This is a genomic window from Croceicoccus sp. Ery15, assembly GCF_020985305.1.
Taxonomy (GTDB): Bacteria; Pseudomonadota; Alphaproteobacteria; order Sphingomonadales; family Sphingomonadaceae; genus Croceicoccus.
In genome coordinates this window covers 3,576,586-3,601,658 of record NZ_CP087588.1, presented here as the reverse complement: position 1 = coordinate 3,601,658, position 25,073 = coordinate 3,576,586, and the positions used below count along the sequence as shown (strand labels likewise).

Genomic DNA, 25,073 nt, shown 5'->3' with positions numbered 1-25,073 from the left:
AGAGCATTATCGCGGTCAGAACAGGCATTGGGGTCAGAACAGGCCGGGCATCTCGATCTGTGCGATGTTGGGTCGCGCGGGCATGGGCGTACGTCCGCCCACCGACAGCGTCCCCTGACCGCCCGCAGTAATGGCGGTGCAGCTGTTACCCCCGATCCAGCCCGTTGCAGTGGCGATCGATGCTTCGTCCACCGATCCCAGCTGGTTGCCAAGATCGTCGCTGGCCCGGCAGGTTTTGTCCATCACACTGGCCATGCCGGTGAAATAATCGGCATCGCCGTCGGCATTGGCGGTGCGGAAGGTGACCGCGCGCAAACGGTCATCACACTCGTCGCGGTCAAAGGCGAACTGCCCTACCGGCTTGCCATAGGTATTCGACCCGATGAGCGCCGCATTGCCACCCGAATAGGGTATCTGCGCATTCATGATCAGCTCCGACGCCGAAGCGCTGGAGGATGTGCCGATAAAGGCGACTTTCGCCGCGCTGATCGCACCGCTTTCGTCCTCGAAATAATAGGTGTCGTTCTGCGATGCCTTGCTGGCGCGCAATTCCAGAGTCGAGAAAACCTTGCCGATGTTGCCTGCATTCAGCAGCCCGCCCAGCACTTGCGCCGTGCTGACCAGCCCGCCGCCATTATAGCGCACATCGACGATGACATTGGTCACGCCCTGCGCCTTGAAACCGGCAAAGGCGGTACGCAGCGCGCCCTGAGCCGGCTCGATAAAGGTCCGCAAATGGACATAGCCGACCTTGCCCGACGGCGTGTCGAGCACTTTCGCGCCATAGCGCGGCGAGAGCGGCTCGATATCGTAATCGTCCTTGGTGACCGTCCGCGTGAATGTCTGCCCCTCTGCCGTGGTAAACTGCATGACACGCGCCACGCCGACATCCGACGGACCCAGCGCATCGACCAGCTGGTCGTAATCCATCGACGTGACGGTCACCAGATTCGATGTGCTTGTCCCGATGGCCGTAATCTCGGTCCCGCGATCCATGCCCGCGGCAAAAGCGGGCGCATTTTCATAGGCCTCGCGCACCCACAGGCGTCCGGCGCCGTCCAGTGCCAGAAGCGCACCGATCCCTGCGGTCGAACCGCTGGCGTAATAGGCCTCTTCCTCCTCGATCGAGGTGACATAGGTGAAAAAACGGTCCTTGGACTCTGCCCGGGCGGGCGCAACCAGCGCGTCGATATAGGATTGCAGGTCTGTATAGGTCGAGGCGTTCACATTCGTCGCAAGCAGATCGGGAAACAGATACCATTCGTCCAGCGCGGCCTTTACCCACGCCTGCCGGTTCGACAGCGAACAGGTGCTGTTCGTGGGCGTGGGCGTCGGGGTGGGCGTAGGAGAAGGCGAGACGACCGTCGGGCCCGAACCCGATCCGCCGCCACCGCCGCCGCAGCCTGTCAACGCCAGTACCATGGCCAGCGCGCCCAGCGCATTGCCGGCACCGGTCATAGCCTTGCTGCGCGATGCCGCGCGGCGCGATTGCGAATTCGGTCCCATCATTCTGCGATCCCTGTTGCGGGCCCGCGATTGTATGGCGGCCCGTTCCGTCGATCGCACTATTCGCCCGAACCGGCTTAATTTCAACTTAAACCGGTTTCGGATTATCGCATGCAATCAACTCCATGCAGCCTCTGGCGGCAGGCTCATCAAGATGGCGTCGATATTCCCGCCGGTCTTCAAACCGAACAAGGTGCCCCGATCGTGGACCAGATTGAATTCGGCATAGCGGCCGCGCCATTCCAGCATTTGCTGCCGCTCTGCCGCGTTCCATTCCTGCCCCATGCGGCGGCGGACGATGCGCGGGAAAATATCCAGAAACGCCTCTCCCACCGCGCGGGTAAAGGCGAAACTGGCGTCGAATCCGGCCGCATCGGCGCATTCCAGATGGTCATAGAATATACCGCCAACCCCGCGATGCACGCCGCGATGGGGGATATAGAAATACTCGTCCGCCCATTTGCTGAACCGGTCGTAATACTCACCGCCATGCGCATCGCAGGCCGCCTTCATCGCGGCATGGAATTCGGCGGTATCCTGTTCATAAGGGATCGGCGGGTTCAGATCCGCCCCGCCCCCGAACCATGATTTCTGCGTTGTCAGGAAACGTGTATTCATATGGACCGCTGGCACATGCGGATTGGCCATGTGCGCCACAAGGCTGATGCCGGTGGCCGTGAAATTCGGATGTTCGGGGCTGGCACCGTTGATCGTGCCCGCAAATTGCGGCGCAAAACTGCCATGCACGGTAGAGACGTTCACCCCAACTTTTTCAAAGATCCTGCCCTTCATCAATCCGCGCGTCCCGCCGCCGGGATTGTCGTTCCCCGCTTCCTCGCGCTGCCATGGCGTATATTCGAACGCGGCATCGCTGCCCGCCTCGCGCTCGATCGCCTCGAAGGCGGCGCAAATGCGATCGCGCAGGGTTTCGAACCAGTCGCGGGCCTGCTCTGTCTGTTTGGTCCAGTCGGTCATGCAGCGCCGCTTGCCAAATGCGGCGCACGGCGGCAATAGCAAGCGCATGGTTCCCGTTTCGTTCGCCCCTTTCGAATTTGCCGGTCAGGCATGGCGCATGGTCGCCGATGCAGGCATCGGCCGCGCGCTATATTGGGAGCGGGAGAATGCACTGATCGTGGCCGACCTGCATCTGGAAAAGGCCAGCTTTTATGCGCAAACCGGCCAGATGCTGCCCCCCTATGACAGCCGCGAGACATTGGAACGTGTGGCGCAGGCAGTGCGGGCGACCGGTGCGCGGCGGGTGTTCACGCTGGGCGATAATTTCCACGATGCCGCCGGACCGGAGCGGATGGAGCCGCATGCGCGCGGCATGCTCGACGCGCTGACCCGCGCGCTGGACTGGGTGTGGATCACCGGCAATCACGACGAGAAACACGGCGAGGCCGCAGCGCCCGGCGGTACGCAAGTGACCGAGATGGAGATCGCGGGCATCGTGCTGCGCCATATCGCCCGTGCCGACGAGATGCGGCCCGAACTGTCGGGCCATTTCCATCCCCGCCTGCAATTGTCGCTGCGCGGACGGCGAATCGTGCGGCCATGCGCCGTTGTGGCCCATGGGTCGGGCAATCGAGGCGGACGCATGGTGCTGCCCGCATGCGGCGCGCTGACGGGCGGCATGAACGCGGACGATCCCGCCATCGTCGCGGCGCTGCAACCCGCCCGCACGATCGAGGCGGCGGTTCCGGCGGCAGGCAAATTGCTGCGATTCCCGCTTTGGCCTGCAAGCACGAAAACCGGCGGAAAGGCCGCCTGAAACCGGCGCGGGGTTGGATTCGCGGGGGCAAACCCCTATTTATCGTCCACACCTTGCGCAAAAGGCGTCGTTCCGGCGTCCTGTTCTCTCTTTAACTTGGGCCCGTTTAGGGATAAGAGCGCCCGCTAAAGGTTTCGGCCTGCCCTGACCATCGGCATCCAGCCAATGGCGGGCGGCGATTTTTGCGACTGACCGATCACTGCCTTTATGGCCCGCGTCAGCCGTGTGTTTGAGTGAATGGTTCGAGGCAACCGAAGGAGAAGGCCCCATAGCACGTCCACCCCGTCGCAGTTTGCAACCGCCGGTCAAGAGCGGGCCGCGATATAATAATTTCATTCAGGTCGACAAGGTTCGCGTCATCGATGACGAAGGCGAGAATCTCGGGGTGATGTACACGCGTGAGGCGATCGAACGCGCGGCCGAAGTCGGGCTCGATCTGGTCGAGGTTTCGCCCAATGCCGACCCGCCGGTCTGCAAGTTCCTCGACGTCGGCAAATACCGGTACGAAGCCCAGAAAAAGGCCAATGCCGCCCGCAAGACGCAAAAGACGCAGGAACTCAAAGAGATCAAGATGCGTCCCAATATCGATGACCACGATTACGACGTGAAAATGCGTAATGTGAACAAGTTCATCGAAAACGGCGACAAGGTGAAGCTGACCCTGCGGTTCCGCGGGCGCGAGCTTTCGCACCAGGAGCTGGGCATGAACCTGCTCAAGCGCGTGCAGGAAGACGTGGAAGAGATCGCCAAGGTCGAAGCCTATCCGCGCATGGAAGGCCGCCAGATGCTGATGGTGCTGGCCCCAAAATAAACGGTCGCGTCAATACGGCGATAGCAAAGGCGCAAGCGGTATACCGCTTGCGCCTTTTGCGTTTCACACTGGACTGGGTGCGCGGGGGCGTGGCGTTCGCGCCGCTATTGGCGCGATCTATCCTTCGGGATGGCCATGCCAGCTGCGGCGCTCTTCGGCAGCGCGCAGCACTTCATAGGCCAGTTGCAGCTTGTGAAATTCCTTGGCAGCCGCGTCATCACCCGGTTTCACATCGGGGTGCACTTCCTTCGCCTTGGCCCGCCATGCTTTCTTGATGGTGGCGAAGTCGACGTCATATTCCAGATCCAGCGCGTCGAGCGCGTTGATCTCGTCCCGACTGCGCGAACCGTCTCCCGATCCGCCCCAGCCGTAGTGCGAAGCCTGCTGATATCCGGCATTCTCCGAACGCTCTCCCGCGGCACGGGCGGCGGCTTCCTCGGCATCGAGACCCGCGAAATAGTCCCAACCGCGATTATATTCGGCGGCGTGCTTTTCGCAGAAATACCAGCGGTCGGGGCTGTTGGGAGATTTGGGTGCGGGGCAATTGCCCGGCTCCTCGCATCCGTGGCGGTCGCACAGGCGTACCGTCTGTGCCTCGCGTCCGGCTTCATAGCCGCGCCAGCGGGGAAAACCCCAGTCCATCGATCGACCCGAACGTGCCATGGAAAAACCGTTACAGGCTGGATCGCCGGGGGTCGAGGGGCGATCCGCCGAAAAGCATCGACGGACCGCCCACCCGAGGATTTACTGAACCGTGACGGTCACCGCACGGCGGTTCTGCGCCCAGCTCTGCTCGTCAGAGCCAAGGGCGACCGGACGTTCCTTGCCATAGCTCACCACATTGATGCGGCCAGCCTGGATGCCAAGTCCGACGAGATAGTTTTTCGCGGCATTGGCGCGGCGTTCACCCAGCGCGAGGTTGTATTCGCGGGTGCCGCGTTCGTCGGCATGCCCCTCGATCGTGACACGCACGTTGGGATAGCGGGCCAGCCACTGGGCCTGGCTTTGCAGCGTGGCCATGTCGGCGCTGTCGACATTGTAACGGTCGGTGTCGAAGAAGATGCGATCCGACGAGACCGAGGCGACGAAATCTTCCTGGCTGCCGGGCACCGGACCGCTGGGTGCGGGCGCGGGAGCGGGCGTCGGCATCGGGGTCGGTTCGGGCGGCAGTTCGTCGGGCGTCGACTTACACGCGCCAAGCGCAAGCGTGCTGGCAGCGATGAGGAGAACGGCAGACTGGCGGTTCAAGAGCGACATTTCAAAGCTCCTTATTCTTATATTGCGGGCCCATAACGGAATGCCTCGCATCAGGCGGTCGGGTCAATCGATTCCGTACGTCCGGACCCATCGGACGCGCGGCATTAAAGGGATAACGCAGTTAGGGCAGAACCGGTCCCCATGCGGGGTCGGAAGCGTCTTCGGGCGTATCCAGCTTGCGCAGGTGGCGACCGGTCAGGTCGACCTGCCACAGCGAAGTTTGGCCAGTGTTCTTCGTCGTGCGGAAGAACTGGATGATGCGGCCATTGGGGCTCCACGTCGGGGCCTCGTCCTGCCACGCATTGGTCAGATGGCGCATGCCGCCGCCCGACGGGCTCATTACCGCGACCCGCAGATCGCCGGCGATATGGGTAAAGGCGATCTGGTCGCCGCGCGGGCTCCATTCCGGCGTCGCCGCGCGGCCGCCGAAAAAGCTGATCCGGCGCTGGTTCGATCCGTCGGCATCCATCACATAGATTTGCTGGCTGCCCGAACGGTCGGATTCAAACACGATCCGCTTGCCATCGGGCGAATAGGACCCGCCGATGTCGATGCCGGGGCTGTCGGTCAGCTTGACGGGCGTGCCGCCGCCGCTGGCCGAAACACGGTAAATGTCGGTATTGCCGGCAATCGCCATGGAATAGAGAATATAGCGGCCATCGGGTGACCAGCGCGGCGCAAAGGTCGGGCCGCTGGCCTGCGTAACCAGTGTCTGACGCCCGCTCTGGATATCATAGACATAGATGCGCGGATTGCCGTCGGAATAGGACAGATAGGCGATCTTGGAATAATCGGGCGAATAGCGCGGGGTCAGCGCGCTCGACGATCCGCTGGTGATGAAACGATGATTCGCGCCATCCGAATCCATGATGGCCAGACGCTTGCGCCGGTTTCCCTTGGGGCCGGTCTCCGCGATATAGGCGATGCGGCTGTCGAAAAACGGTTCCTCGCCCGACAGGCGCGAATAGATCATATCGGCGCATTTATGCGCGGCGCGGCGCCAGTCGGCAGGCGCCACGACATAGCCTTCGCGCACCAGTTCGCTGCCCAGCTGCACGTCATAGAGATAGCAGCCCACCGTCAGCTGGTTATTGGCAGCGGCGGTCACATAGCCGTGCACCAGCATGTCGGTGCCCAGCGGACGCCAGCGGTCGAATTGCGGATTGGTCGCCTCGCTAAAGGCGATCTTGGGCAGGCGGTCGGGGCCGACCGGCTTGAACAGGCCGTTGTTCTGCAAATCGGCCGTGATCACCCGCGCCAGTTCCACGCCCAGCTTCGACGTGGTTTGCGGGGCGGCAGGGGTCGGCTGGTCGCGGTCGGTTGGAAAGGCGGGGATGGCGATGCCCAGATCCTGCCATTCGCTTTCGTCGGAGACGGAGCCGGTCAGCCCTCCCGATTCCTGTGCGGCAGCAGGCATGGACGTTGCGGCGATGGCAGCCGCGAACAGGGCGAAAATATGAGGCCGGTGAGCTTTGAGCATCCTTAGAGTCTCCGGTCGAAACGGAACGCATCCACGCGTTTCCAGCTATCGTAATATTCAGACGGAAGGTCGAACGGCGCAGCCAGCTGCACCGCCCTGATGGCGAGTTCGGCGTGGCGGTCGGCCTGCGCCCGGTTGGCTTCGGTAATGCCCGACTGCGACACGACTTCGGGGCGGCCCGCAAGGCTGCCATCGCGGTTCATGCGCCATGCGAGCACGGTGACGAGCTTTTCGGCATCTGCCCCTTGCGGCGCGGTCCAGTGCGGTTTCAACGCGCGCGCAATGGCCGAGGAGAGCGAGGCGGCGGTTGCCGGTCCTGCTCGTTCCGCCGGTTGCTCGCGGTCGGAACCGCTGCCGCCGGTGCCCGACAGGAAGTCCGAACCGATCCGGCTGCCCTGCGCCTGCTGTTTCTCGCGCGGTTGCTGTTTGGGCTGCGGCGGCGTGGGTTTCGGTTCGGGCTGGCGCGCTTTGGGCTGGGGCGCTGGCGTCGGGTTCGGACGCGGGGTCGGTGCGGGACGCGGTGTTTCAACCGGCGCGGCAGTGACCGGCACGGGTTCGGGAACCGATTCGGCAGCGGGCCGGATCTCTCCGATCTCGGGCGCGACCGAGGGGGCCGGATCGGCCATCGGATTGGGCGAGATCGATTCCAGCGCGATTTCGTCCGAAACGGTTACCGAAATTCGTTCGGGCAGGTCCACCGGCTCGGGCGAGGAATCCCACCATGCCAGCCCTGCGAACAGAATGGCATGAGCCACGATGGCAATGCCCAGCCCAACGCGCTCCTCCTGCCCGAAAGCGGGCGATTCGGGCGCATCGTAAAGGGCAAAGGCGGAACGCATATTCGCCATCGGCTATGGGCTTTCAGATGAACCGTGTGTGACCAGCGATATCTGGCGGAATCCGGCGGCATTCAAGGCCCCCATCACTGCCACCACCCGGCCATAATCCAGCGAACGGTCGGCACGCAGCACGACCGGCGGCGCGTTCACCGCATCGGGCGGCGAAATGGCGGCCAGCCTGTCGGCAAAATCGCCCGCGGGCACGCGATCCTCGTCGATATAGATGAGGCCCTGTTCGTCGAGAGAGACGCTGATCTGCCGGTCCTCGTTATTCAGGGCGTCGGCCTGGCTGTCGGGCAGATCGACCGGCACGCCCGCGACCAGCAGCGGGGCCGCGACCATAAAGATGATCAGCAGCACCAGCATCACGTCGACCATCGGCGTGACATTGATCTCGGCCATGGGCGCACGGCCATGGCGTCCGCGCCTGCCGCGCCCGCCGCCGCCTGATGATGCGAGCCTTGCGCCCATTTACATCGCCTCCAGTTCGCGGCTGAGCGAGGCGTGCAGCTTGTCGGCAAAGCGGTAGAGGCGCGTTTCATACGTGCCGACGCGGTGCGAGAAACGGTTATAGGCGATCACCGCAGGGATGGCCGCGAACAGGCCGATGGCGGTTGCGAACAAGGCCTCGGAAATACCGGGCGCGACCACGGCGAGCGAGGTATTGGACTGCGCACCGATCTGGAAAAAGCTTTCCATGATGCCCCAGACCGTGCCGAACAGCCCCACGAAGGGTGCGACCGACCCCACGGTGGCAAGGAAATTGAGCTGCGCGGCAAGCTTGTCGCTTTCGGTCGTGACCGCCGCATCCATCGCCTGCGTCAGACGGGCGCGCGTACCCTCGCGGTCGCGGACGCCCCTTTCGGTCGAGGCGCGCCATTCGGCCAGCCCCGCCTCTGCCACCGAGCGCGAGGGGAGATTGCCTTCGCGGTTGGCAATCAGCGCATCGGGATTGTCGCTGCGCCAGAAGCTCTTTTCGAAATGACGGTTCTTCGCCTCCAGCCGTCCGACCTTCATCGAAAAGGACACGATGATCGCCCATACCCAAACCGATGCAAGCAGCAGGCCCGCCATGACCAGTTTCACCACGATACCGGCATCGAGGAACAGTTGCAGCGGATCGAGATGGGTGGGCGCGGCCACGGTGGCAGGGGGAATCGCGGCAGCCAGAACAAGGGCGGTTGCGGTCATCGACATCAGTCTTTCAGGTCTGGAGAATGATCGGGGAGAACCCCCTGAGGCGCGGAATTGCCCGCGTCAGGTGAACGGTTCATGAAATTATCGAAGGCGGCCAGCCATTTTTCGGGCTGCCGGCGCGGACGGCCATTGGGGGCGACGAAACCGACGCGCACATCCATTTCGGCCAGCAATTGAACGTCGCGAAATGCACGCTGTTTCAACCGGCACGACGCCCGACCGATTTGCATGGCGCGGGTTTCGATCAGCACATCGTCATCCAGCCGCGCGGGCGCCGCATAGCGGATGGCGAGATCGCTGACGGCATAGGCGCCCTCACCCCCTTCATGCGCGTGGCGCTGGTCGATATCCAGCATGCGCAACAGGTCCGAGCGCGCGCGTTCGAACCAGCGCAGATAGTTGGCGTGATAGACCACGCCCGACAGATCGGTATCTTCGAAGAATACGCGCACCGCATAATAATGCGCGCCGCGCAGGATCGATCCTCCCGCCGGAACGGGAAGCGCCTCGCCATGATGCGAAATATCGGGATCATCGTCGGAGCGCATAGACATTGCGCTCATAGCCGCGCTGCGATTCGTCACACAAGCGCGGGAGCGGGACTTGTTAACCACTGATCGCGGCGATGCCACGAATGGTGGCAACACAGGGGTCGAACCGCGCTATTGCGGTGTCAGCATTGGCCCCATTACGCGCCCGCCCAGCAAATGGACATGCAGATGCGGCACGATCTGCCCGCCGTCCGGCCCGATATTGTTGATCAGGCGATAGCCCTGTTCGACCAGCCCCAATTGCTGCGCGACGTTGCCCACCGCCTTGACGAAACCGGCCACTTCCTCGGCCGGTGCACGGTCGGAAAAATCGTCCCAGCTGACATAGGCGCCGCGCGGGATCACCAGCACATGTACGGGCGCGACCGGCGCGATATCGTGAAAGGCGATCGCCCATTCATCCTCGTACACGCGGGTCGAAGGGATTTCGCCGCGCAGGATTTTGGCGAAGATATTGTCGGGATCATAGGGCTGCATGGGGTCGACAGGCTGCATTACTTCGCTCCCTTTGCGCTGCGTGCGTTCTTTTCGTCGATCCCCGACAGCCCTTCGCGGCGGGCCAGTTCGCCCAGCACGTCAAGGATCGACAGGTCGCGCGCGGCAAGCAGGACCGACAGGTGGAAGATCACATCCGCCGCCTCGCCCACCAGTTCCCCGTCGCTGCCCGCCAGCGCGGCGACGACGGTCTCGACCGCTTCCTCGCCCAGCTTGCGCGCGGCATAATCGGGGCCGCGGTCGAACAGCTTGGCGACATAGCTTTCGTCGGGATTACCGCCCTTGCGGGTCTCGATCGTCGCGGCAAGGCGGGTGAGTATGTCGGTGGTGTCGGTCATGATGCCCTTATTCGCTGTTGTGGCGCGCATCAGTGGCGCGGATCGGGAACGAACATGCGGTCGCGCCCCGCGCGCAGGTCACCTGCCTCGCGTTGCAGCTTCAGCCGCTCTTCATCCACCTTGCGATAATCCTCGATCGCGCCGTCGATATGCTGCTCGCTGGTTCCCAGCCCGCGCAATGCCTCGCGCGCCATGGTGATGGCGGATTCGTAAACCTCGCGCACCACCACATCCTTGTCGCCGGGGTCCATTTTCAAGATCGAACGGCGGTCATAGGCGCGGATATAGACCAGCGCCTTGGGAAAAGCCTCGTGCACCTCGCGCAGCAAATGGCTGTCGATCTGGTCGCCGTCGATGCAGAACAGGATCGCCTCCGCCTCGGACGCGCCGGCCTGTCGCAACAGGTCCATGCGCGTGCCATCGCCGAAATAGACGGTCGCCCCGAATTCCTGTGCCACGTCGATCTGTTCGACATCGTGGTCGATCACGGTCAGCCCGATCTCGCCCGCCGACAGGGCCTGCGCGACCGTCTGGCCAAAGCGGCCATAGCCGACGACCAGCGCGCTCGCACCTTCGTTGACGGGGCCCTCGCGCTCCTCGCTATCGCCATTGGCTGGCTTGCGGATGCTGGACGTGAACTTCATCAGGAACGGGGTGGACGCCATCGAAATCGTGATGATCGCGGTGAACAGGCTCGATGCCTCTCCGCTGATCAGCAGCCCCTGTTCGGCGGCAGCGAACAGCACAAAGCCGAACTCGCCCCCCTGGCTGAGCAGCAGACCCAGTGCCAGCGCGCTGCGCCATTGCATTTTGGCAACCAGCCCCAGCAGAAAGATCACGCCGGTTTTCGCGCCGATGAGCAGGATCGCACCAAGGATCACGAACACGGGACGTTCGGCAATGGCCTGCAGATCGAGGATCATGCCCACCGCAAGGAAGAACAGCCCCAGCAGGATCGACCGGAACGGCTCGACATCTGCCTCAAGCTCGTGCCGGAAGGGAGAGCTGGCCAGCATCACGCCCGCGACGAATGCGCCCAGCGCGGTCGACAGGCCCAGCCATGCCATCAGCGCCGCCGAACCGACCACCGCGAACAGGCCGGCGACCACGAACATCTCCCGCTCGCCCAGATTGCCGATCAGCCGCAAGAGCGGGCGCAGAAGATAGGCGCCCACCAGCATCAGCCCGACGACTGCGGCAATCGTCATCAGCGCCAGCTGCCATCCGGGCGGCCCCGCCTGATCCGCCGGATTGCGGCTGAGCGCGGCGACGATGGTGAGGAGCGGGATGATCGACAGGTCCTGAAACAGCAGGACCGCAAAGGCGCGTTCGCCGAACGGCGTCCGCAGGCGTCCCGCCGATTGCAGCATCGGCAAGACCTGCGCGGTCGAGGACAGAGCAAGCGGCAGACCCAGCGCCAGCACGGCGGCAAAGGTGAAGCCGGTGGTCAGCCAGATCAGCGCGACAATCGCCACGGCGCACAGCACGACCTGCGCAAATCCCAGTCCGAAAATCTCGCGCCGCATGCGCCACAGGCGCTGTGGGGCCAGTTCGAGGCCGACGATGAACAGCAGAAAGGTGATGCCAAGCTCGGCGAAATGCAGCTTGTCCTCGGCATCTCCGGCAAGGCCCAGCACTTGCGGGCCGACGACCACGCCCGCGACCAGATAGCCCAGCGTCGCGCCCAGCCCCAGCCGCCGGAACAGCAGAACGAACACCAGCGCCGCGCCGAGCAGGACGAAGCCTTCGATCAGCAGTCCTGCGCTTGCGCTCTCACCCATGGTGCCTATGCCCCCGTATCAGTCACGATGCCCGTCATGCTCGGGCGGGCAGTCCCGCGGCGCGCAAGGCGGCATGGGCCTCGGCAATCGAATACGTGCCGAAATGAAAGATCGACGCGGCGAGCACGGCACTGGCATGGCCTTTCGTGACGCCTTCGACAAGATGGTCAAGCGTGCCGACACCCCCGCTGGCGACGACAGGCACCGAAACCGCATCGGCAATGGCGCGGGTAAGCGCAAGATCATAGCCTGCCTTGGTCCCGTCGCCATCCATCGATGTGACGAGCAACTCGCCCGCGCCAAGGCCTGCCAGCCTGACCGCATGCTCGACCGCATCGATGCCGGTCGGCTTGCGCCCACCATGGGTGAAAATTTCCCAGCGGTCCTCTCCGGCAACGCGCCGCGCATCGATCGAGGCGACCACGCATTGCGCGCCGAAACGATCGGCGATGTCGGCCACCACTTCGGGCCGCGCCACGGCGGCGGAATTGACCGCGACCTTGTCCGCGCCTGCCAGCAGCAACGTGCGGGCATCGTCCACCGAACGCACCCCGCCACCCACAGTTAACGGCATGAAGCACACCTCTGCCGTATGCCGGACGATATCGACCAGAGTGCCGCGCCCTTCGTGGGTAGCGGAAATGTCGAGGAAACACAGTTCGTCGGCACCCGCCGCATCATAGGCACGCGCCTGTTCGACCGGATCGCCCGCGTCGACCAGATCGACGAAATTCACGCCCTTGACCACGCGGCCCTCGGCCACGTCGAGGCAGGGGATGACGCGGATGCGGACGGTCATGCGATCAACCCTCCGCCCGCGCAGCCATGGCGAGCGCAGCGGCAAGATCGAGCCGCCCGTCATAAATCGCGCGGCCCGTAATCACGCCCTCTATCCCGTCATTCGCATGCATTGACAGGATATGGATATCGTCCAGCCCCTTTACCCCGCCGCTGGCGATCACGGGCATGTCGGTCGCACGGGCAAGATCGACGGTGGCGTCGATGTTGCAGCCTTTCAGCATGCCGTCTCGGCCGATATCGGTGAACAGCAGGCTGGCAACGCCTGCATCCTCGAACCGGCGGGCCAGATCGACGACGGGCACGTCGGACAATTCCGCCCAGCCCTCGGTCGCTACCATTCCGTCGCGCGCGTCCACGGCAACGACGATGCCGCCGGGAAACTCTTTGGCCATGTCCTTTACGAATTGCGGGTCTTTCAGCGCCGCGGTGCCCATCACGATGCGCGAAACGCCAAGGTTAAACCAGCCCTCCACCGCTTCGCGCGTGCGGATGCCCCCGCCCAGCTGGATATGGCCGGGGAAGGTTTTCAATATGCCCTCGACCGCGTCGCGATTCTCGGCCCTGCCCGCGAACGATCCGTCCAGATCGACGACATGCAGATGCATGGCCCCTGCCTCGGCAAATATCGCGGCCTGCGCGGCGGGATCGTCGCCATAGACGGTGGCACGGTCCATATCGCCCTCGGCAAGGCGCACGACCTGTCCGGCCTTGAGGTCGATGGCGGGAAATACGATCATGGCTTCCAGTCCAGAAAACGTTCGAGAAGCGCAATGCCATAGCGCTGGCTCTTTTCGGGGTGAAACTGCACGCCCAGCAGATTGTCGCGCGCGACGGCGGCGGTGATCGCGCCGCCATGATCGGTGATCGCGGCAATATCGCGCCCGCTGTCGGCGACATAATGAAACGAGTGCAGGAAATAGGCCTCGCCGTGATCGATCAGCCCCGCGCCGTCGTGATGCGGCATCGGGCGCACATCGTTCCAGCCCATATGCGGCACCTTGATCGCCGGATCGGTAATCTCGATCGCGCGCACTTCGCCGGGTATCCAGTCCAGCCCCTTATGCGTGCCGAATTCGATCCCGCGCGTCGCCAGAAGCTGCATGCCCACGCAAATGCCCAGAAACGGCGCCCCGCCGTCCAGCACGGCTTCCTCCATCGCATCGACCATGCCGGGAATGGCGCGCAAGGCGCTGGCGCAGGAACCGAACGCGCCCACGCCCGGCAACACCACGCGTTCGGCGCGGCGCACATCGTCGGGATCGCTGGTCACGATGATCCGCCCCGCGCCTGCCGCTTTCAGCGCGTTTTCAACCGAATGCAGATTGCCCGCACCGAAATCGATGAGGGCGAGCCCGTCTTTCATCGGGAAAGCCCTTCGAGCCCCGCGTCCGCATAGCTCGGTACGAATTCGATCACGCGCACGCTGGCCGCGCCATTCGCCACGAACGGATCGCGCTGCGCCGCCGCCTCGACCGTTTCGCGCGTGCCGGTGGCATAGACCAGCCCGCCGTCGCGCGGCACCTTGCGGCCCCATGCCATGAACATGCCGTCGGCGCGCCCCTGTTCCAGCCAGGCGATATGGTCGGCCAGCAGGCCGTCGATTACCTCGATCGGGGCGGTATAGGTTATGTCGAGAATGAACATGTTACCCTAAATCTCCAGCGTCCCGGCGCCCAGCATGCCCTTTGTCGACGGCACGGCATCGCCCTTGCGCGGGTCGATTTCCACCGCCGCGCGCATGGCACGGGCAAAGCCCTTGTAGATCGCCTCGACGATGTGATGGTTGTTCTGGCCATAGAGCAGTTCGATATGCAGCGTGATACCCGCCGCCTGCGATATCGAATGGAACCAGTGTTCGAACAATTCGGTATCCATCTCGCCCAGCCGCGGCTGCGAGAATCCGGCCTTCCACACCAGATAGGGCCGGCCCGAGATATCGAGCGCAACGCGAGCCAAAGTCTCGTCCATCGGGGAATAAGCCTGGCCATAGCGGGTGATGCCGCGCTTTTCGCCAAGGGCCTGCAGAATCGCCTCGCCCAGCGCGATGGCGCTGTCTTCCACCGTATGGTGCTGGTCGACATGCAGGTCGCCGTCGACATGCAGCTTCACATCGATCAGCGAATGGCGCGAAAACTGTTCGACCATATGGTCAAGAAAACCGATGCCGGTGGCGATGTCATATTGGCCCGTTCCGTCGAGATCGATGGCGACATCGATGTCGGTTTCATGGGTCTTGCGCCGGATGGAACCGGTCCGAGAGGCTTGGCTGGTCTGCATGATCCTGCGCTATAGGCCCCGCGCCGCCGTGTGCAAGGGGTTGCGCGACGCGACAAGCATCGGAAATTCGCATCAAGCGCAACCGTGCATACCCGCAACAATTGTTCGACGGCCGCGATATTGTCCGCAAGCTTGGTCCATTCATGCTTGACCGGCGCGTAACCGCCTGACAATTCGTGCCCATGAACGATACCACGCCCGACAGCCTGATCCCTTATGACGAGATCGTGCAGGAAGCCCTGCGCGCCGTGGTCGGCCGCGTTTTGGGCGAGGTCGAGGCCGCGGGCGGCATGCCGCCGGGCAGCCATCATTTCTATATCACGTTCAAGACCGGCGCGGCAGGCGTGGACATCCCCGCCGATCTGCGCGCCCGTTTTCCGGACGAGATGACGATCGTTCTGCAGAACAAGTTCTGGGATCTGACCGTCGCGGAGGATCATTTCTCGGTCGGGCTCAGCTTTAACCAGATTCCGGCCAAGCTGACTGTTCCGTTTTCCGCCATTACCGCTTTCGTCGATCCGGCCGTCGAATTCGGCCTGCAATTCCAGGCCGTGGCAGAGGTGGACGAGGGCGAGCCCCACGGCGATGCCGAAAACGATTCGGAACAGGCTGCCCATGTCGGCGTTGACGACAGGGATGCACCCGACGACGGTTCGAATGTCGTCACGGTGGATTTCGGCAAAAAGAAATAGGCAGCGCCCGCATCTGTCATGCGGCAGTGCAGGCGCGCTGTTAGCGAACGGGGGCAAGCAATGGGCATTTTCCGCAAAAGCCGCAAGAAACCGAAAAAGGGCACCACGCCCGTTACTGACGAAAACGGCCTGCCGGATTTCAGCCCCAATCCGATCACCAATCTGATCCTGACCGACATCGCCTTGCGCGGCGTATCGCGCTTTGCGCGGCAGATGGCGGAAAAGAAAATGCTCAGCAAGCGCTACAGCCGCGAGGATGCGCGCAAGGCGATCGACAACCGGTCGATCTCCGAAACGCTGATGGCAGCGGGACTTGCCCGCGTCGCCACCCGTTCGGTGCCGGGTGCGGTGGTGATCGGCGGCGGATTGCTGGCCAAGGCGCTGTACGACCGCAGCCGCAGCCGCAAGGCCCGGGCCGAGGGGCAAAAGGCATTGCACAAACGCATGAGCGACAGCGGCAACGGGTGACAGCGGTGCAAGAGGGCGCTTTACGCGCTTGACGCACCTCCCCCCTCGCGGCCATCAGCGCGCATGGCCGATCACGACAGCACCGATACCGCCCCCCATGGCGCGCCGGAAACCCCTTTGGCGCGCCGCGGGCTGATGTTCATTCTCTCCTCGCCGTCGGGTGCGGGAAAGACGACGATTGCGAAAAAGCTGCTGCAGTCGGACGCGGGGCTTGCCATGTCGGTTTCGGCCACCACGCGCCCGATCCGTCCGGGCGAACAGGACGGGCGCGATTATCATTTCGTCGACAAGCCGACGTTCGACCGCATGGCAGAAGATCACGAATTCCTTGAATGGGCGCATGTGTTCGGCAACAGCTATGGCACGCCCAAGGCGCAAATCTGGGCAGGGCTGAAGGCCGGCACCGATTTCCTGTTCGACATCGACTGGCAAGGCACGCAGCAATTGTCTCAGCGCGCGCGCGAAGATGTCGTTCCCGTGTTCATCCTGCCCCCCAGCATCGACGAATTGCGCCGCCGCCTGACCGCGCGGGGCACCGACGATGCCGCAGTGATCGAGGCGCGCATGGACCGCGCCCGTGCCGAGATCAGCCACTGGTCGGATTACGATTACGTCGTCGTCAACGACGATATCGACCGCTGCTATGAGCAGGTACGCCGCATTCTGGACGCCGAACGGCTGCGCCGGGAACGCCAGACGGGCCTCGTCTCCTTTGTCAGGCAATTGACGGGCGACAGTTCGCCGACCTGATCGTTAGAACGCGCGGCTCCAGCGCAGGCCCGCGCCTATATCGTCCCCGGCCGCAGCGATGTGGCCCGGTTCGCGCCGGTGGAACAGGCTGGCCGACATGTTTCCGCCCCATAGCGGGCCCTGCCACGAAATCTCGCTCGCGATCTCGCGCCCGCTGGGAGAGAGCGAGAGGCGCGATATGCCCCAGCTCGCTTCTTCGCTTTCGTAGTCATAGGCGAGCGGCAGATCGAGCGCGAGCGCACCCGATTCGACGCGCAATGGTTGCGAAATGCGCAGCGCCAGCCGGTCGTCCCTGCCGAACAGGCCCGAATGCACGGCATCCACGCTCCACCCCATGCTTCGCAGCAGGCTGTTGCCCGCCATCAGCCCGCCGGTGACGGGGCGGGTAAATCCCTGCCGCATCGCCGCGCCAAAGCGCCAGTCGCGCGCCGCGTCCCAGCCCAGCATCGCATCGACGAACAGGCTGTCGGCCCCGCCCGCGCCCACCAGCGATTGCTGAAAACTGCCGCCCAGCACGGTCGCACCCTCGGCCAGCCACGAAGCGCCGACCATGGCGGTCACATCGCCCGTCCTGCTGTCCGCCGCCAAGCCATAGCGTGCAATCCGGTCACGCCGCGCGGGCAGGATCGCCAACGGGTCGTCCAGCCGCTCGCTCCATACCAGGCCGGTTTCGCCCGACAGTGTCAGGCCCCAGCCGCCCATATCGCGGCGCACTGCCATTGATCCCTCGCGCATGGCGGCGAAACCGAAATCCGCGCCCGCGTCCTGCGCGACCATAAAGGCAGGCCGTTCGGCGCCGCGCAGACCCGCTTCCAGCCCGCCTGCCCCCTGACGGAAACCGAAGGCGACCTCGGTGCCCGGCGCGATCCGTGCGGTGACCTGCGCAGCCAGAAGCCGCGCGCCCGCAATCTCGTCATTGCGCAGGTTCAGCGCGCCGCCGCTGCCGCGTCCGTTCAGCGGATCGGTAACCGAAAAGCTGGCCCCCAGCGCACCGGCCTGCAGGCTGGCGCCCTGCGCATTGCCGATCAGCGCGCGGGCAAGGTCGCGGCGCGGTGCGGCGCGTTGCATCCGCGCGCCCAGATCGACGGCATAGGCACGCCCGTATCCGTCGAGCACCACCGCTCCGGCAGTGCCCTGTACCCCCGCATCGCCCATTGCCGGGCTGGTCGTACCCGCCGCGCTGGCCAGCGAAAGCGCCGTGCTGCTGCCCGCCAGTGTCGTCGTGCCCGCAGGTTCGAACGCCGCACCGATATCCAGCACGCCGCGGCCATAGATCGCATCGGTCCCCGCCGCCCCCGCATCGCGCGCGCTGTTCAGCAGCAGGCTGACGATTTCCGATCCGCTCAAATTGGGAAAAGCCTGCGCCAGCAAGGCCGCCGCCCCCGCGATCTGCGGCGCGGCAAAGCTGGTGCCATTGACGACATAGACATATTCGGATCCATTCTGGACCTCGGTATAGATCTCGCCATCTTCATAGACGCAGCAGATATCTTCGCCCTGAGCGGTCAGGAACGATGCTGCTGACGAGCCTGCCTTGTTGCTGAAGGCGGAAATCTGCGATGCGCTGTCGACCGATCCGGCGATGATCACATTCGACCGCGCCGCGGCCAGCGCGCCGATGGCAAAGGGATCGGGATTCGACGGATCGACCAGCGGATCGGTGCTTTCGCCGTCATTGCCGCCCGAAATCACGATCACCACGCCTGCCGCCGCCGCCGATGCCAGCGCATTGCCGAGCGTGCGGGTCGGCGTCGATCCGCCCAGCGAGATATTGATGACCTTCGCCCCCGCCGACACCGCAAGATTGACGCCCTGTGCAATATCGGAATCGCTGAAGCTGCAACCGGTCGTGGGATTCAGCGGGTCGAACCCCTCGCACGTGCCGGGCAGATCGGCGCGGAATGCCATAATCGTCGCGTCAAAGGCGATTCCCATCACCCCCGCTCCATCGCGTGCCGCCGCCGCGACCAGCGCGACCTGCGTGCCGTGCCCATCGGGCGATTCGATCCCGCGATTGCCCGCCACATCGGCCGAAGCACTGGAAATCCGCCCCGCGAATTCCGGATTATCGCTGTCGATCCCCGTGTCGATGATCGCGATACCCACGCCCTCGCCCGTGGCGCCCTGCTGCCATGCGGTAACGGCATCGTGCAATTCGGGCCCGTCGGACTGGCGATATTCCGCCGTGTTGAAGTTGATCACGGGCGTCGGGGTCGGCGTCGGGCTGGGCACAGGCGAAGGCGTGGAAATCGGCCCTCCCCCCGATCCGCCGCCGCCGCAGGCCGCAAGCAGCGCAAGGACAGGCAGGCCCAGCATCAACCGTGCCCTGCGGACCCGTTTCGGCCCCGTCCAACGCTGATGGTCCGAACGACCCGAAATCACCAAATCCCCCATCACTGGCGCGTACCGATCCGCATTCCGGTCCGCGCAAACCCCATTCATCTTTCGATAAGTGCCCCGATTGCCATGAAAAATCGAGGGGCAATTGTATGGTCCGGCCCCCCATGCCCCGCCACGGCACAAGTGATTTCGCCTGTAACAGTTGCCCCGACGGGGTTGAGGCGATAGGCGGTGCGCCTTTCCCGACCGCCCCTCCACGGCGGCAGTTACCATCCGTGCCAAGAAAGAACCGCGCGCCATGACCACCCAATCAGAGCTGATCGCCCGCATCGATGCCGCCTTCGAAGATCGCGCCAATGTCACGCCCGAAAGCACCGAAGTGCGCAAGGATGTCGAGGAAGCTCTGGCCCTGCTCGATTCGGGCGAGGCACGCGTGGCCGAAAAGCGGGACGGCGAATGGGTGGTCAACCAATGGCTGAAAAAGGCTGTGCTGCTGTCGTTCCGCCTGAACGACAATGAAATCGTGCCCTATGGTTCGGCGGGCGAAAGCGCCTATGACAAGGTGCCTTCGAAATTCGCGGGCTGGACCGATGACCGCTTTGCCCGGAACGGCTTTCGCGTGGTGCCGGGCGCGGTGGCGCGGCGCGGCAGCTTTATCGGCAAGGGCGTGGTGCTGATGCCCAGCTTCGTCAATATCGGCGCCTTCGTCGACGAGGGCACGATGGTCGATACATGGGCAACCGTCGGTTCCTGCGCGCAGATCGGCAAGAACGTCCATATCTCGGGCGGTGCGGGCATTGGCGGCGTGCTGGAACCGCTGCAGGCCGGCCCCGTCATCATCGAGGACGGCGCCTTTATCGGCGCGCGTAGCGAAGTGGCCGAAGGGGTCATCATCGGCGAAGGTGCGGTGCTTTCGATGGGCGTATTCATCGGCGCATCGACCAAGATCATCGATCGCAACACCGGCGAAGTCCATGTGGGGCGCGTTCCGCCGTTCGCCGTGGTCGTGCCCGGTTCGATGCCTGGCAAGCCCCTGCCCGACGGCACGCCCGGCCCGTCGCTTTATTGCGCGGTAATCGTCAAGACCGTGGACGCACAGACCCGTTCGAAGACCGGCATCAACGAGCTGCTGCGCCCCTGATTCAGGGCCGCCCTCGCGCGTCATTCCTCCCGCCTCCTCCGGAACCTTATGCTCCGGGGCTGCGTTTCCCGAAATGAACCGCCTGCTTCCGGCACCGGACGCGGGTCCAGGGATCGCACGACAGGAGCTTGGAAGGATTTGACGATGCAACGCCATGGAGACGAAGTCGACCTGACCACCGACGAGGCGCGTGGTGGATCGACCCCGAATATCGTCCGCTATGTGCTGCTGATCAGCCTGTTTCTGGCCGCCGCCGCCATGACTATCGTGTGGGTGACCGGCGCGCTGACATCGGATCAGGCGGGCGAGGTAAAGGAAGTCGCCACCCGCACCGCACCGGCGACGACCGATGAGCAACCGGCGACAGAAATGGCCGAAGACTTCACCTTCGAAGCCGGGAATGCCGACAACGCGCCCGCAGCCGAGTAAAAACGATGGCGGATCGGGACAAAAGCTTTCGCGTGAACCAGCACGTCCAGTGGAGCTGGGGCAACGGCACCGGGAAAGGCCAGATCCGCGAGCGTTTCGAAGGCGATGTCGAACGCACGATCAAGGGGTCTACGATCACCCGCCACGGCAGCAGCGACAATCCGGCCTATCTGATCGAACAGGAGGACGGGGACAAGGTGCTGAAACTCGGCTCCGAACTGGAAAAGGCCGACTGATGCCTGCAAAATCGAAAGCCCAGCAAAAGGCCGCAGGGGCGGCATTGGCGGCCAAGCGGGGCGATGCGAAACGATCGGATCTGCAAGGCGCCTCAAAGGGCATGTACGACAGCATGAGCGAGGCCGAACTGGAAGAATTCGCCTCAACCAGTCGCAAGGGCCTGCCCGAACATAAGGGCTGAAAGCCGCAGGTCTTTCAAATCGTGCTGCTTGCGCCCTATGATATGGCCGGTCGAAACCGGTTGCGGGGCGAAAATTGCAGACAGCACTGACGAATGCGCCATTCCACCAGCTGGCCATCGAACTGGGTGCTGCCAGCCTGCTGGGCGCGTCCTGCGTGATTATTCACGGGCTCGGCCTCGCCATGATCACCCGTTTCATCCGCCCTGCCGAAGACCCGCGCCGCGTTACCCATCTGCCGCCGGTTACCGTCCACGGCATCAGCATGACAATCGTGATCGTGCTGAGCCTGTTCATCATCCACGGGATGGAAATCTGGCTTTACGCTTTTTTCTATCTCTATGTCGGGGCGCTGCCCGATCTGTCGTCGGCGCTATATTTCTCGACCATCAGCTATTCGACCGTCGGCTTCAACGATGCGCTGATCCTGACCGCGTGGCGCAATGTCGCCGCGCTGGAAAGCATTGCCGGCGTGATCATGCTGGGCTGGTCGACGGCCTATTTCGTGCGCATGCTGGGGCATATCGATATCCGGCACAAATAGCGGCAAGCTCGGCCCTTCAAACAAACAGGGCGGCCCTCAACGGACCGCCCAGCCTGTTCATACCGGAAAAACCGATCAGCCGAGGTGCTTGGAAATCGCCGCGGTCATCTTGAACATCGAGATCTTCTCGGTGCCGATCACCTTGCCCAGCTTGGCGTCGGGCTCGATCATGCGCTTGTCGTCAGCGGCCTGAAGATCGTGCTTCTTGATGTATTCCCAAACCTTGGCGGTCACTTCGCCGCGAGCCATCGGACCCTTGCCGACGATCTCTTCCAGATCGGCCGAAACGGGAACGGGCTTGTTGATCGCGTTATTCTTGGCAGCCATTACTTACTTCCTTTCTATAGGAGAGTTTCGGCCCCCTGTGCGGGCAGCCGGATTGGTTTGAAACCGGTCAATCGTCATCGTCGTCCAGGTCGATGTCGTCCCAATCGTCGATGTCGGTGCCGCCGCGTTCATAAGTCGCGGTCAGGATGGCGAGCGAAAGGACGTGCCCCTCCATCGCCTTCATCAACGCGCCGCGGCCCGCGCCGGGCTTCAGATCGATCATCGTGTCCAGCGCGAACAGCTGGAACACATAATCATGCGGGCCGTGACCGGTGGGCGGATCGGGCAGCAGCCATTCCGAATTCTGATAGGAATTCTTCCCTACCTTGGGCGGAACTTCCCCCTCCATCAGCTTGCCGCGCTGGGGGGCAAGGCCCCACACCAGCCAGTGGCAGAACGGTTCGGGCGAAGGCGCGTCGGGATCCTCGACAATCAGCATCAGTTCCTGTGCCCCTGCCGGAATATGGTTCCATTCCAGCGGCGGCGCGACGGCGTCTTCCTCATCAGCGGTAAAGCTGGGGTCCAGTTCCTCGCCATTCTCGAACGCGGCAGAGGTCAGCACCATGCCGCCCGCGCCTACCACGCTCTCGCTTCCCAGTTTCAGCGCGGCCAGCTTGCTATGTCCGGCGCGGACATTGTGCAGGGCGGCACCCAGCCATTCGGGGACATGTTCAAGCATCGAATTCCTTTCGCGGCGGTTCCTGTCCGGATAACGACCCCCGGTCCGCCTGCGTTCCGAGCCCCTAGGCCAAGCACGAAGCGGCGGCCCCGGAAAGGGGGCCGCCGGTCGTAATCCCCAACAGAGGGGAAAATTAACCGCAAATCGGCATTGCGGCGCTGGCAAATCAGGCAAAAGCGGCGGTTTGTTCACCGTAGCGGCTGCCAAAATTACGATAGAACCGCCCGAAATCGAGGTTCGGATTGTCTTTCATGCGCTGCACCAGCGTCTGCACGATGAGTCGCGCACGGCGGCGGCGGGCCTTCAACGAATGGAACGGGATCGCCCGGTCCGGCTCTGCGGCGACCATGCGATCGATCAACTCATGGCGGCCTTCTGCCGTGTCAGCCTGCGCCGCACTGGCCGAAACGGGCACCGAACGGTTGACCATTGGATCGCGCGGCAAATGCGGCGTGACTATATGCTCCGGACCGGCGCCAAAGCTGACCGAGCGGGTGGCTGCCGCCGAAGGGGCCGCAGCGATCGGCTGACGCGCAGCGGCGCCGCGCGTGGTGACATTGCCGTCTCCATCGAGGTTGCGGTGGAGTGGCTTCGGCTCAGCGGGCGCAGGTTCGACCGGATCGATCCGCACGGCGGCTTCCCGTCGCCCTGCAGTGGCCTGCTGGCGTATCGCCCGATTACCGCGCCTGCGACGCGCTCCCACGCCAAGCAGCAGAACGACTAACGCCAGACCGGCGGCACCGGCACCGGCAATGTACATCCAGTCGGCATTCGTGGTTGTCGTTTCCTGCGTAACACGGGTCTGTCCGACAGGTGCCGAAGCAGCGGGATCGCTCATAACAGGTATGATTGCCGGTTTCATAGCTGCAGGCAGTACGGCGGGATCGGCTGCCGATACTGTCGTCGAGCTCGCCGAGTCCCGAACCGGCGCGGGTCGGGTGGTGGCGGACGCAACGCTGGCTGCGGGTTCGGGTTCGGGTTCGGGCTCAACCCTGGGCACATCGATGTCGGGGACGACAATCGTCTTCGGAACCTGCTGAACCATCGGCTGCGACACATTCGTCGTCTGCGGCGCAGGGGGCACTGTCGCCTCGGGCGCAGTTTGGGTTTGCAGCGGCATCAGGTCCTGCGGCGCGGCTGTTTGCGCGGGCATGGCCAGCGGCGAACCGGTCGGCACTTCCTGTGCGGCAAGCGGCATGGTGGAGGACAATGCCAGCACGGCGGCAATCGCCGTGGCGGCAGGGCGGGCCTGTACACAGGCGTTTATGGGTCGTTTCGTCATCATGATCATAAAACGGCCACATTCTCGGCACCGTTCCGTCTTGATGAGGCGAAATCGGCCAGCCGAACGCACCAAGCGGCGAGTTGCGCGCCCCGTTCCGACCCCCTGCCGCCCCGTCCCTCAGCGGTTTTTCTGCGGATTTCCGCCGCTTTCATCGCCCGAAGCGATCACACTCAGCAGCTTTCCGCGTTGGCAACTGCGATCCACTCGCAATAAATAGGCCGCTACCCCATCAAGGACACCGCAATGCCCCGCGATCTAGTTAAAACCTTCAGCTTCCTAGGCCTTCACCTTATGGTCGGGTTCGCCGTTGCCTTTGCATTCACCGGCAGCTTTGCGCTGGCGGGCGGGATTGCGCTGGTCGAGCCTTGCGTGAATGCGGTCGTGTTCTTTTTCCACGAACGTGCCTGGAACGAGAAATCGGGGAAAGGCGAATTGCGGGTGCTGGATATTCTGACCCACCGCCACGGCCATCACCATCCCTCCTGACGCGCCCCCGCCAGTCGTAACGGCCCCTATCGCATCAGGCGCCGCCGGTTGTGCGATACGCGGGTGCGGTAATTGCGCACCGCGTGGCGCATGAACGCGTCGGGCGTGCGGCCCGCGTGGCCGGTAGAGGCCCGCATCGTCAGCAGCGCCGCCGTTTCCCATTTTTCCGATACCATGCGCACCGCCTCGCGCTGGGCCAGTGCGCCGCCCTGCATCATCCGCAGCGAGCGCATGGCGATCACCTGCGACGATTCGTACCACAGACGCCAGCATTCGAAGGCAAAGGAGGCAGCGGCGAACGGGTTCATTACCAAGGGATTTTTCGACATCTGGCGCAATTCCTCTGCACAGAGCGATGCGATGGCGCGGCGGTGACGGGGACCGGAGCGACCGCCGGATTATCCCGCGCCGC

General features: G+C 63.8%; 33 protein-coding genes. 11 read left to right on the top strand and 22 right to left on the bottom strand.

Going from position 1 to position 25,073, the window contains the following annotated elements:
* Nucleotides 1-33 precede the first annotated feature (33 nt).
* Together LOZ77_RS17545 and hemF are read right to left on the bottom strand one after the other, a co-directional pair.
* Complete coding sequence (locus tag LOZ77_RS17545; protein ID WP_230280217.1) at nt 34-1,509, bottom strand: S41 family peptidase; 1,476 nt, start codon at nt 1,507-1,509, stop codon at nt 34-36.
* 114 nt (nt 1,510-1,623) lie between these two features.
* On the bottom strand, nt 1,624-2,481 hold the full coding sequence (gene hemF / locus LOZ77_RS17540) for an oxygen-dependent coproporphyrinogen oxidase (RefSeq protein WP_230280216.1): 858 nt from the start codon (nt 2,479-2,481) through the stop codon (nt 1,624-1,626).
* A gap of 46 nt (nt 2,482-2,527) precedes the next feature.
* On the opposite strand from hemF, the gene pdeM reads away from it, so the two are divergent.
* Together pdeM and infC are read left to right on the top strand one after the other, a co-directional pair.
* Nucleotides 2,528-3,277 carry a ligase-associated DNA damage response endonuclease PdeM gene (gene pdeM / locus LOZ77_RS17535; RefSeq protein ID WP_370638035.1) on the top strand — a complete coding sequence of 250 codons (750 nt, stop codon included), beginning with the start codon at nt 2,528-2,530 and terminating at the stop codon, nt 3,275-3,277.
* A gap of 292 nt (nt 3,278-3,569) precedes the next feature.
* Entirely contained in the window at nt 3,570-4,088 is a 519-nt protein-coding gene (gene infC, locus LOZ77_RS17530) for a translation initiation factor IF-3 (protein WP_230281927.1), read from the top strand.
* A gap of 117 nt (nt 4,089-4,205) precedes the next feature.
* On the opposite strand, the gene LOZ77_RS17525 is transcribed toward infC, so the two are convergent.
* The 15 genes from LOZ77_RS17525 to hisB form a co-directional block, all read right to left on the bottom strand.
* On the bottom strand, nt 4,206-4,751 hold the full coding sequence (locus LOZ77_RS17525; protein ID WP_230280215.1) for a J domain-containing protein: 546 nt from the start codon (nt 4,749-4,751) through the stop codon (nt 4,206-4,208).
* An 81-nt stretch (nt 4,752-4,832) separates the two neighbouring features.
* On the bottom strand, nt 4,833-5,345 hold the full coding sequence (pal, locus tag LOZ77_RS17520; protein ID WP_230280214.1) for a peptidoglycan-associated lipoprotein Pal: 513 nt from the start codon (nt 5,343-5,345) through the stop codon (nt 4,833-4,835).
* A gap of 121 nt (nt 5,346-5,466) precedes the next feature.
* On the bottom strand, nt 5,467-6,825 hold the full coding sequence (gene tolB, locus LOZ77_RS17515; protein WP_370638034.1) for a Tol-Pal system beta propeller repeat protein TolB: 1,359 nt from the start codon (nt 6,823-6,825) through the stop codon (nt 5,467-5,469).
* 2 nt (nt 6,826-6,827) lie between these two features.
* On the bottom strand, nt 6,828-7,673 hold the full coding sequence (locus LOZ77_RS17510) for a hypothetical protein (protein WP_230280213.1): 846 nt from the start codon (nt 7,671-7,673) through the stop codon (nt 6,828-6,830).
* A gap of 3 nt (nt 7,674-7,676) precedes the next feature.
* Nucleotides 7,677-8,135: an ExbD/TolR family protein gene (locus LOZ77_RS17505; protein ID WP_230280212.1), complete on the bottom strand. Its 459-nt coding sequence runs from the start codon at nt 8,133-8,135 to the stop codon at nt 7,677-7,679.
* Nucleotides 8,136-8,855 carry a protein TolQ gene (tolQ, locus tag LOZ77_RS17500; RefSeq protein WP_230280211.1) on the bottom strand — a complete coding sequence of 240 codons (720 nt, stop codon included), beginning with the start codon at nt 8,853-8,855 and terminating at the stop codon, nt 8,136-8,138. It lies immediately after the preceding gene.
* Between the two features lie 5 nt (nt 8,856-8,860).
* Complete coding sequence (locus LOZ77_RS17495) at nt 8,861-9,415, bottom strand: YbgC/FadM family acyl-CoA thioesterase (protein ID WP_230280210.1); 555 nt, start codon at nt 9,413-9,415, stop codon at nt 8,861-8,863.
* Between the two features lie 108 nt (nt 9,416-9,523).
* On the bottom strand, nt 9,524-9,907 hold the full coding sequence (locus LOZ77_RS17490) for a histidine triad nucleotide-binding protein (protein WP_230280209.1): 384 nt from the start codon (nt 9,905-9,907) through the stop codon (nt 9,524-9,526).
* Nucleotides 9,907-10,245: a phosphoribosyl-ATP diphosphatase gene (locus LOZ77_RS17485; protein WP_230280208.1), complete on the bottom strand. Its 339-nt coding sequence runs from the start codon at nt 10,243-10,245 to the stop codon at nt 9,907-9,909. The genes LOZ77_RS17490 and LOZ77_RS17485 overlap by 1 nt, the downstream gene beginning before the upstream one ends.
* Before the next feature lie 29 nt (nt 10,246-10,274).
* Complete coding sequence (locus tag LOZ77_RS17480; protein WP_230280207.1) at nt 10,275-12,026, bottom strand: cation:proton antiporter; 1,752 nt, start codon at nt 12,024-12,026, stop codon at nt 10,275-10,277.
* Nucleotides 12,027-12,060: 34 nt separating this feature from the next.
* Nucleotides 12,061-12,825 (bottom strand): imidazole glycerol phosphate synthase subunit HisF, encoded by a 765-nt coding sequence (hisF, locus tag LOZ77_RS17475; protein WP_230280206.1) that lies wholly within the window; start codon nt 12,823-12,825, stop codon nt 12,061-12,063.
* Between the two features lie 4 nt (nt 12,826-12,829).
* Nucleotides 12,830-13,564: a 1-(5-phosphoribosyl)-5-[(5-phosphoribosylamino)methylideneamino]imidazole-4-carboxamide isomerase gene (gene hisA, locus LOZ77_RS17470; RefSeq protein ID WP_230280205.1), complete on the bottom strand. Its 735-nt coding sequence runs from the start codon at nt 13,562-13,564 to the stop codon at nt 12,830-12,832.
* Nucleotides 13,561-14,190 (bottom strand): imidazole glycerol phosphate synthase subunit HisH, encoded by a 630-nt coding sequence (hisH, locus tag LOZ77_RS17465; RefSeq protein ID WP_230280204.1) that lies wholly within the window; start codon nt 14,188-14,190, stop codon nt 13,561-13,563. Before hisH ends, hisA begins: the two co-directional genes overlap by 4 nt.
* Nucleotides 14,187-14,471: a YciI family protein gene (locus LOZ77_RS17460; RefSeq protein WP_230280203.1), complete on the bottom strand. Its 285-nt coding sequence runs from the start codon at nt 14,469-14,471 to the stop codon at nt 14,187-14,189. The genes hisH and LOZ77_RS17460 overlap by 4 nt, the downstream gene beginning before the upstream one ends.
* A gap of 6 nt (nt 14,472-14,477) precedes the next feature.
* Nucleotides 14,478-15,104, bottom strand: a complete 627-nt coding sequence (hisB, locus tag LOZ77_RS17455) for an imidazoleglycerol-phosphate dehydratase HisB (RefSeq protein ID WP_230280202.1) — start codon at nt 15,102-15,104, stop codon at nt 14,478-14,480.
* 182 nt (nt 15,105-15,286) lie between these two features.
* Between hisB and LOZ77_RS17450 the strand changes: the two genes are divergently transcribed.
* From LOZ77_RS17450 to gmk, 3 genes are all read left to right on the top strand, one after another.
* Complete coding sequence (locus LOZ77_RS17450) at nt 15,287-15,796, top strand: SspB family protein (protein WP_230280201.1); 510 nt, start codon at nt 15,287-15,289, stop codon at nt 15,794-15,796.
* Between the two features lie 60 nt (nt 15,797-15,856).
* Nucleotides 15,857-16,264, top strand: coding sequence for a hypothetical protein (locus tag LOZ77_RS17445; RefSeq protein ID WP_230280200.1), 408 nt, complete (start codon nt 15,857-15,859; stop codon nt 16,262-16,264).
* Nucleotides 16,265-16,327: 63 nt separating this feature from the next.
* Nucleotides 16,328-17,014: a guanylate kinase gene (gmk, locus tag LOZ77_RS17440; protein ID WP_230280199.1), complete on the top strand. Its 687-nt coding sequence runs from the start codon at nt 16,328-16,330 to the stop codon at nt 17,012-17,014.
* Nucleotides 17,015-17,017: 3 nt separating this feature from the next.
* On the opposite strand, the gene LOZ77_RS17435 is transcribed toward gmk, so the two are convergent.
* Nucleotides 17,018-19,408, bottom strand: coding sequence for a S8 family peptidase (locus LOZ77_RS17435; RefSeq protein ID WP_230280198.1), 2,391 nt, complete (start codon nt 19,406-19,408; stop codon nt 17,018-17,020).
* A 244-nt stretch (nt 19,409-19,652) separates the two neighbouring features.
* Here LOZ77_RS17435 and dapD point away from each other — a divergent pair, with 244 nt between their 5' ends.
* The 5 genes from dapD (at nt 19,653) to LOZ77_RS17410 (ending at nt 21,884) form a co-directional block, all read left to right on the top strand.
* Entirely contained in the window at nt 19,653-20,495 is an 843-nt protein-coding gene (gene dapD / locus LOZ77_RS17430; RefSeq protein ID WP_230280197.1) for a 2,3,4,5-tetrahydropyridine-2,6-dicarboxylate N-succinyltransferase, read from the top strand.
* 144 nt (nt 20,496-20,639) lie between these two features.
* Complete coding sequence (locus tag LOZ77_RS17425; protein ID WP_230281961.1) at nt 20,640-20,924, top strand: hypothetical protein; 285 nt, start codon at nt 20,640-20,642, stop codon at nt 20,922-20,924.
* Nucleotides 20,925-20,929: 5 nt separating this feature from the next.
* Entirely contained in the window at nt 20,930-21,160 is a 231-nt protein-coding gene (locus LOZ77_RS17420) for a DUF2945 domain-containing protein (RefSeq protein WP_230280196.1), read from the top strand.
* A complete protein-coding gene (locus LOZ77_RS17415; protein WP_230280195.1) occupies nt 21,160-21,342 on the top strand; it encodes a DUF3008 family protein in 183 nt (60 codons plus the stop codon). The genes LOZ77_RS17420 and LOZ77_RS17415 overlap by 1 nt, the downstream gene beginning before the upstream one ends.
* A 74-nt stretch (nt 21,343-21,416) precedes the next feature.
* Nucleotides 21,417-21,884: an ion channel gene (locus LOZ77_RS17410; protein WP_230280194.1), complete on the top strand. Its 468-nt coding sequence runs from the start codon at nt 21,417-21,419 to the stop codon at nt 21,882-21,884.
* 75 nt (nt 21,885-21,959) lie between these two features.
* Here LOZ77_RS17410 and LOZ77_RS17405 read toward each other — a convergent pair whose 3' ends face one another.
* From LOZ77_RS17405 to LOZ77_RS17395, 3 genes are all read right to left on the bottom strand, one after another.
* Nucleotides 21,960-22,211, bottom strand: a complete 252-nt coding sequence (locus LOZ77_RS17405) for an SWIB/MDM2 domain-containing protein (RefSeq protein WP_230280193.1) — start codon at nt 22,209-22,211, stop codon at nt 21,960-21,962.
* A 67-nt stretch (nt 22,212-22,278) separates the two neighbouring features.
* Nucleotides 22,279-22,890: a YbhB/YbcL family Raf kinase inhibitor-like protein gene (locus tag LOZ77_RS17400; protein ID WP_230280192.1), complete on the bottom strand. Its 612-nt coding sequence runs from the start codon at nt 22,888-22,890 to the stop codon at nt 22,279-22,281.
* 166 nt (nt 22,891-23,056) lie between these two features.
* Complete coding sequence (locus LOZ77_RS17395; RefSeq protein WP_230280191.1) at nt 23,057-24,175, bottom strand: hypothetical protein; 1,119 nt, start codon at nt 24,173-24,175, stop codon at nt 23,057-23,059.
* A gap of 243 nt (nt 24,176-24,418) precedes the next feature.
* Between LOZ77_RS17395 and LOZ77_RS17390 the strand changes: the two genes are divergently transcribed.
* On the top strand, nt 24,419-24,661 hold the full coding sequence (locus LOZ77_RS17390) for a DUF2061 domain-containing protein (protein WP_230280190.1): 243 nt from the start codon (nt 24,419-24,421) through the stop codon (nt 24,659-24,661).
* Between the two features lie 26 nt (nt 24,662-24,687).
* Here the strand turns inward: LOZ77_RS17390 and LOZ77_RS17385 are convergent, their stop codons facing one another.
* Nucleotides 24,688-24,990, bottom strand: coding sequence for a hypothetical protein (locus LOZ77_RS17385; protein ID WP_230280189.1), 303 nt, complete (start codon nt 24,988-24,990; stop codon nt 24,688-24,690).
* Nucleotides 24,991-25,073: the final 83 nt, after the last annotated feature.

Excerpts from the sequence above, each read along its gene's own strand:
- hisA (WP_230280205.1), bottom strand. The coding sequence starts at position 13,564 with ATGATCGTATTTCCCGCCATCGACCTCAAGGCCGGACAGGTCGTGCGC.
- LOZ77_RS17415 (WP_230280195.1), top strand. The coding sequence starts at position 21,160 with ATGCCTGCAAAATCGAAAGCCCAGCAAAAGGCCGCAGGGGCGGCATTG.
- LOZ77_RS17510 (WP_230280213.1), bottom strand. The coding sequence starts at position 7,673 with ATGGCGAATATGCGTTCCGCCTTTGCCCTTTACGATGCGCCCGAATCG.
- gmk (WP_230280199.1), top strand. The coding sequence starts at position 16,328 with ATGGCCGATCACGACAGCACCGATACCGCCCCCCATGGCGCGCCGGAA.
- hisH (WP_230280204.1), bottom strand. The coding sequence starts at position 14,190 with ATGAAAGACGGGCTCGCCCTCATCGATTTCGGTGCGGGCAATCTGCAT.
- LOZ77_RS17505 (WP_230280212.1), bottom strand. The coding sequence starts at position 8,135 with ATGGGCGCAAGGCTCGCATCATCAGGCGGCGGCGGGCGCGGCAGGCGC.
- LOZ77_RS17405 (WP_230280193.1), bottom strand. The coding sequence starts at position 22,211 with ATGGCTGCCAAGAATAACGCGATCAACAAGCCCGTTCCCGTTTCGGCC.
- dapD (WP_230280197.1), top strand. The coding sequence starts at position 19,653 with ATGACCACCCAATCAGAGCTGATCGCCCGCATCGATGCCGCCTTCGAA.
- LOZ77_RS17485 (WP_230280208.1), bottom strand. The coding sequence starts at position 10,245 with ATGACCGACACCACCGACATACTCACCCGCCTTGCCGCGACGATCGAG.
- LOZ77_RS17395 (WP_230280191.1), bottom strand. The coding sequence starts at position 24,175 with ATGATGACGAAACGACCCATAAACGCCTGTGTACAGGCCCGCCCTGCC.
- LOZ77_RS17390 (WP_230280190.1), top strand. The coding sequence starts at position 24,419 with ATGCCCCGCGATCTAGTTAAAACCTTCAGCTTCCTAGGCCTTCACCTT.
- LOZ77_RS17385 (WP_230280189.1), bottom strand. The coding sequence starts at position 24,990 with ATGTCGAAAAATCCCTTGGTAATGAACCCGTTCGCCGCTGCCTCCTTT.
- hisB (WP_230280202.1), bottom strand. The coding sequence starts at position 15,104 with ATGCAGACCAGCCAAGCCTCTCGGACCGGTTCCATCCGGCGCAAGACC.
- LOZ77_RS17545 (WP_230280217.1), bottom strand. The coding sequence starts at position 1,509 with ATGATGGGACCGAATTCGCAATCGCGCCGCGCGGCATCGCGCAGCAAG.
- tolQ (WP_230280211.1), bottom strand. The coding sequence starts at position 8,855 with ATGACCGCAACCGCCCTTGTTCTGGCTGCCGCGATTCCCCCTGCCACC.
- LOZ77_RS17525 (WP_230280215.1), bottom strand. The coding sequence starts at position 4,751 with ATGGCACGTTCGGGTCGATCGATGGACTGGGGTTTTCCCCGCTGGCGC.
- LOZ77_RS17445 (WP_230280200.1), top strand. The coding sequence starts at position 15,857 with ATGGGCATTTTCCGCAAAAGCCGCAAGAAACCGAAAAAGGGCACCACG.
- LOZ77_RS17435 (WP_230280198.1), bottom strand. The coding sequence starts at position 19,408 with ATGGGGGATTTGGTGATTTCGGGTCGTTCGGACCATCAGCGTTGGACG.
- LOZ77_RS17495 (WP_230280210.1), bottom strand. The coding sequence starts at position 9,415 with ATGTCTATGCGCTCCGACGATGATCCCGATATTTCGCATCATGGCGAG.
- LOZ77_RS17425 (WP_230281961.1), top strand. The coding sequence starts at position 20,640 with ATGCAACGCCATGGAGACGAAGTCGACCTGACCACCGACGAGGCGCGT.
- LOZ77_RS17420 (WP_230280196.1), top strand. The coding sequence starts at position 20,930 with ATGGCGGATCGGGACAAAAGCTTTCGCGTGAACCAGCACGTCCAGTGG.
- pdeM (WP_370638035.1), top strand. The coding sequence starts at position 2,528 with ATGGTTCCCGTTTCGTTCGCCCCTTTCGAATTTGCCGGTCAGGCATGG.
- LOZ77_RS17490 (WP_230280209.1), bottom strand. The coding sequence starts at position 9,907 with ATGCAGCCTGTCGACCCCATGCAGCCCTATGATCCCGACAATATCTTC.
- hisF (WP_230280206.1), bottom strand. The coding sequence starts at position 12,825 with ATGACCGTCCGCATCCGCGTCATCCCCTGCCTCGACGTGGCCGAGGGC.
- LOZ77_RS17450 (WP_230280201.1), top strand. The coding sequence starts at position 15,287 with ATGAACGATACCACGCCCGACAGCCTGATCCCTTATGACGAGATCGTG.
- LOZ77_RS17480 (WP_230280207.1), bottom strand. The coding sequence starts at position 12,026 with ATGGGTGAGAGCGCAAGCGCAGGACTGCTGATCGAAGGCTTCGTCCTG.
- pal (WP_230280214.1), bottom strand. The coding sequence starts at position 5,345 with ATGTCGCTCTTGAACCGCCAGTCTGCCGTTCTCCTCATCGCTGCCAGC.
- tolB (WP_370638034.1), bottom strand. The coding sequence starts at position 6,825 with ATGCTCAAAGCTCACCGGCCTCATATTTTCGCCCTGTTCGCGGCTGCC.
- LOZ77_RS17460 (WP_230280203.1), bottom strand. The coding sequence starts at position 14,471 with ATGTTCATTCTCGACATAACCTATACCGCCCCGATCGAGGTAATCGAC.
- hemF (WP_230280216.1), bottom strand. The coding sequence starts at position 2,481 with ATGACCGACTGGACCAAACAGACAGAGCAGGCCCGCGACTGGTTCGAA.
- LOZ77_RS17400 (WP_230280192.1), bottom strand. The coding sequence starts at position 22,890 with ATGCTTGAACATGTCCCCGAATGGCTGGGTGCCGCCCTGCACAATGTC.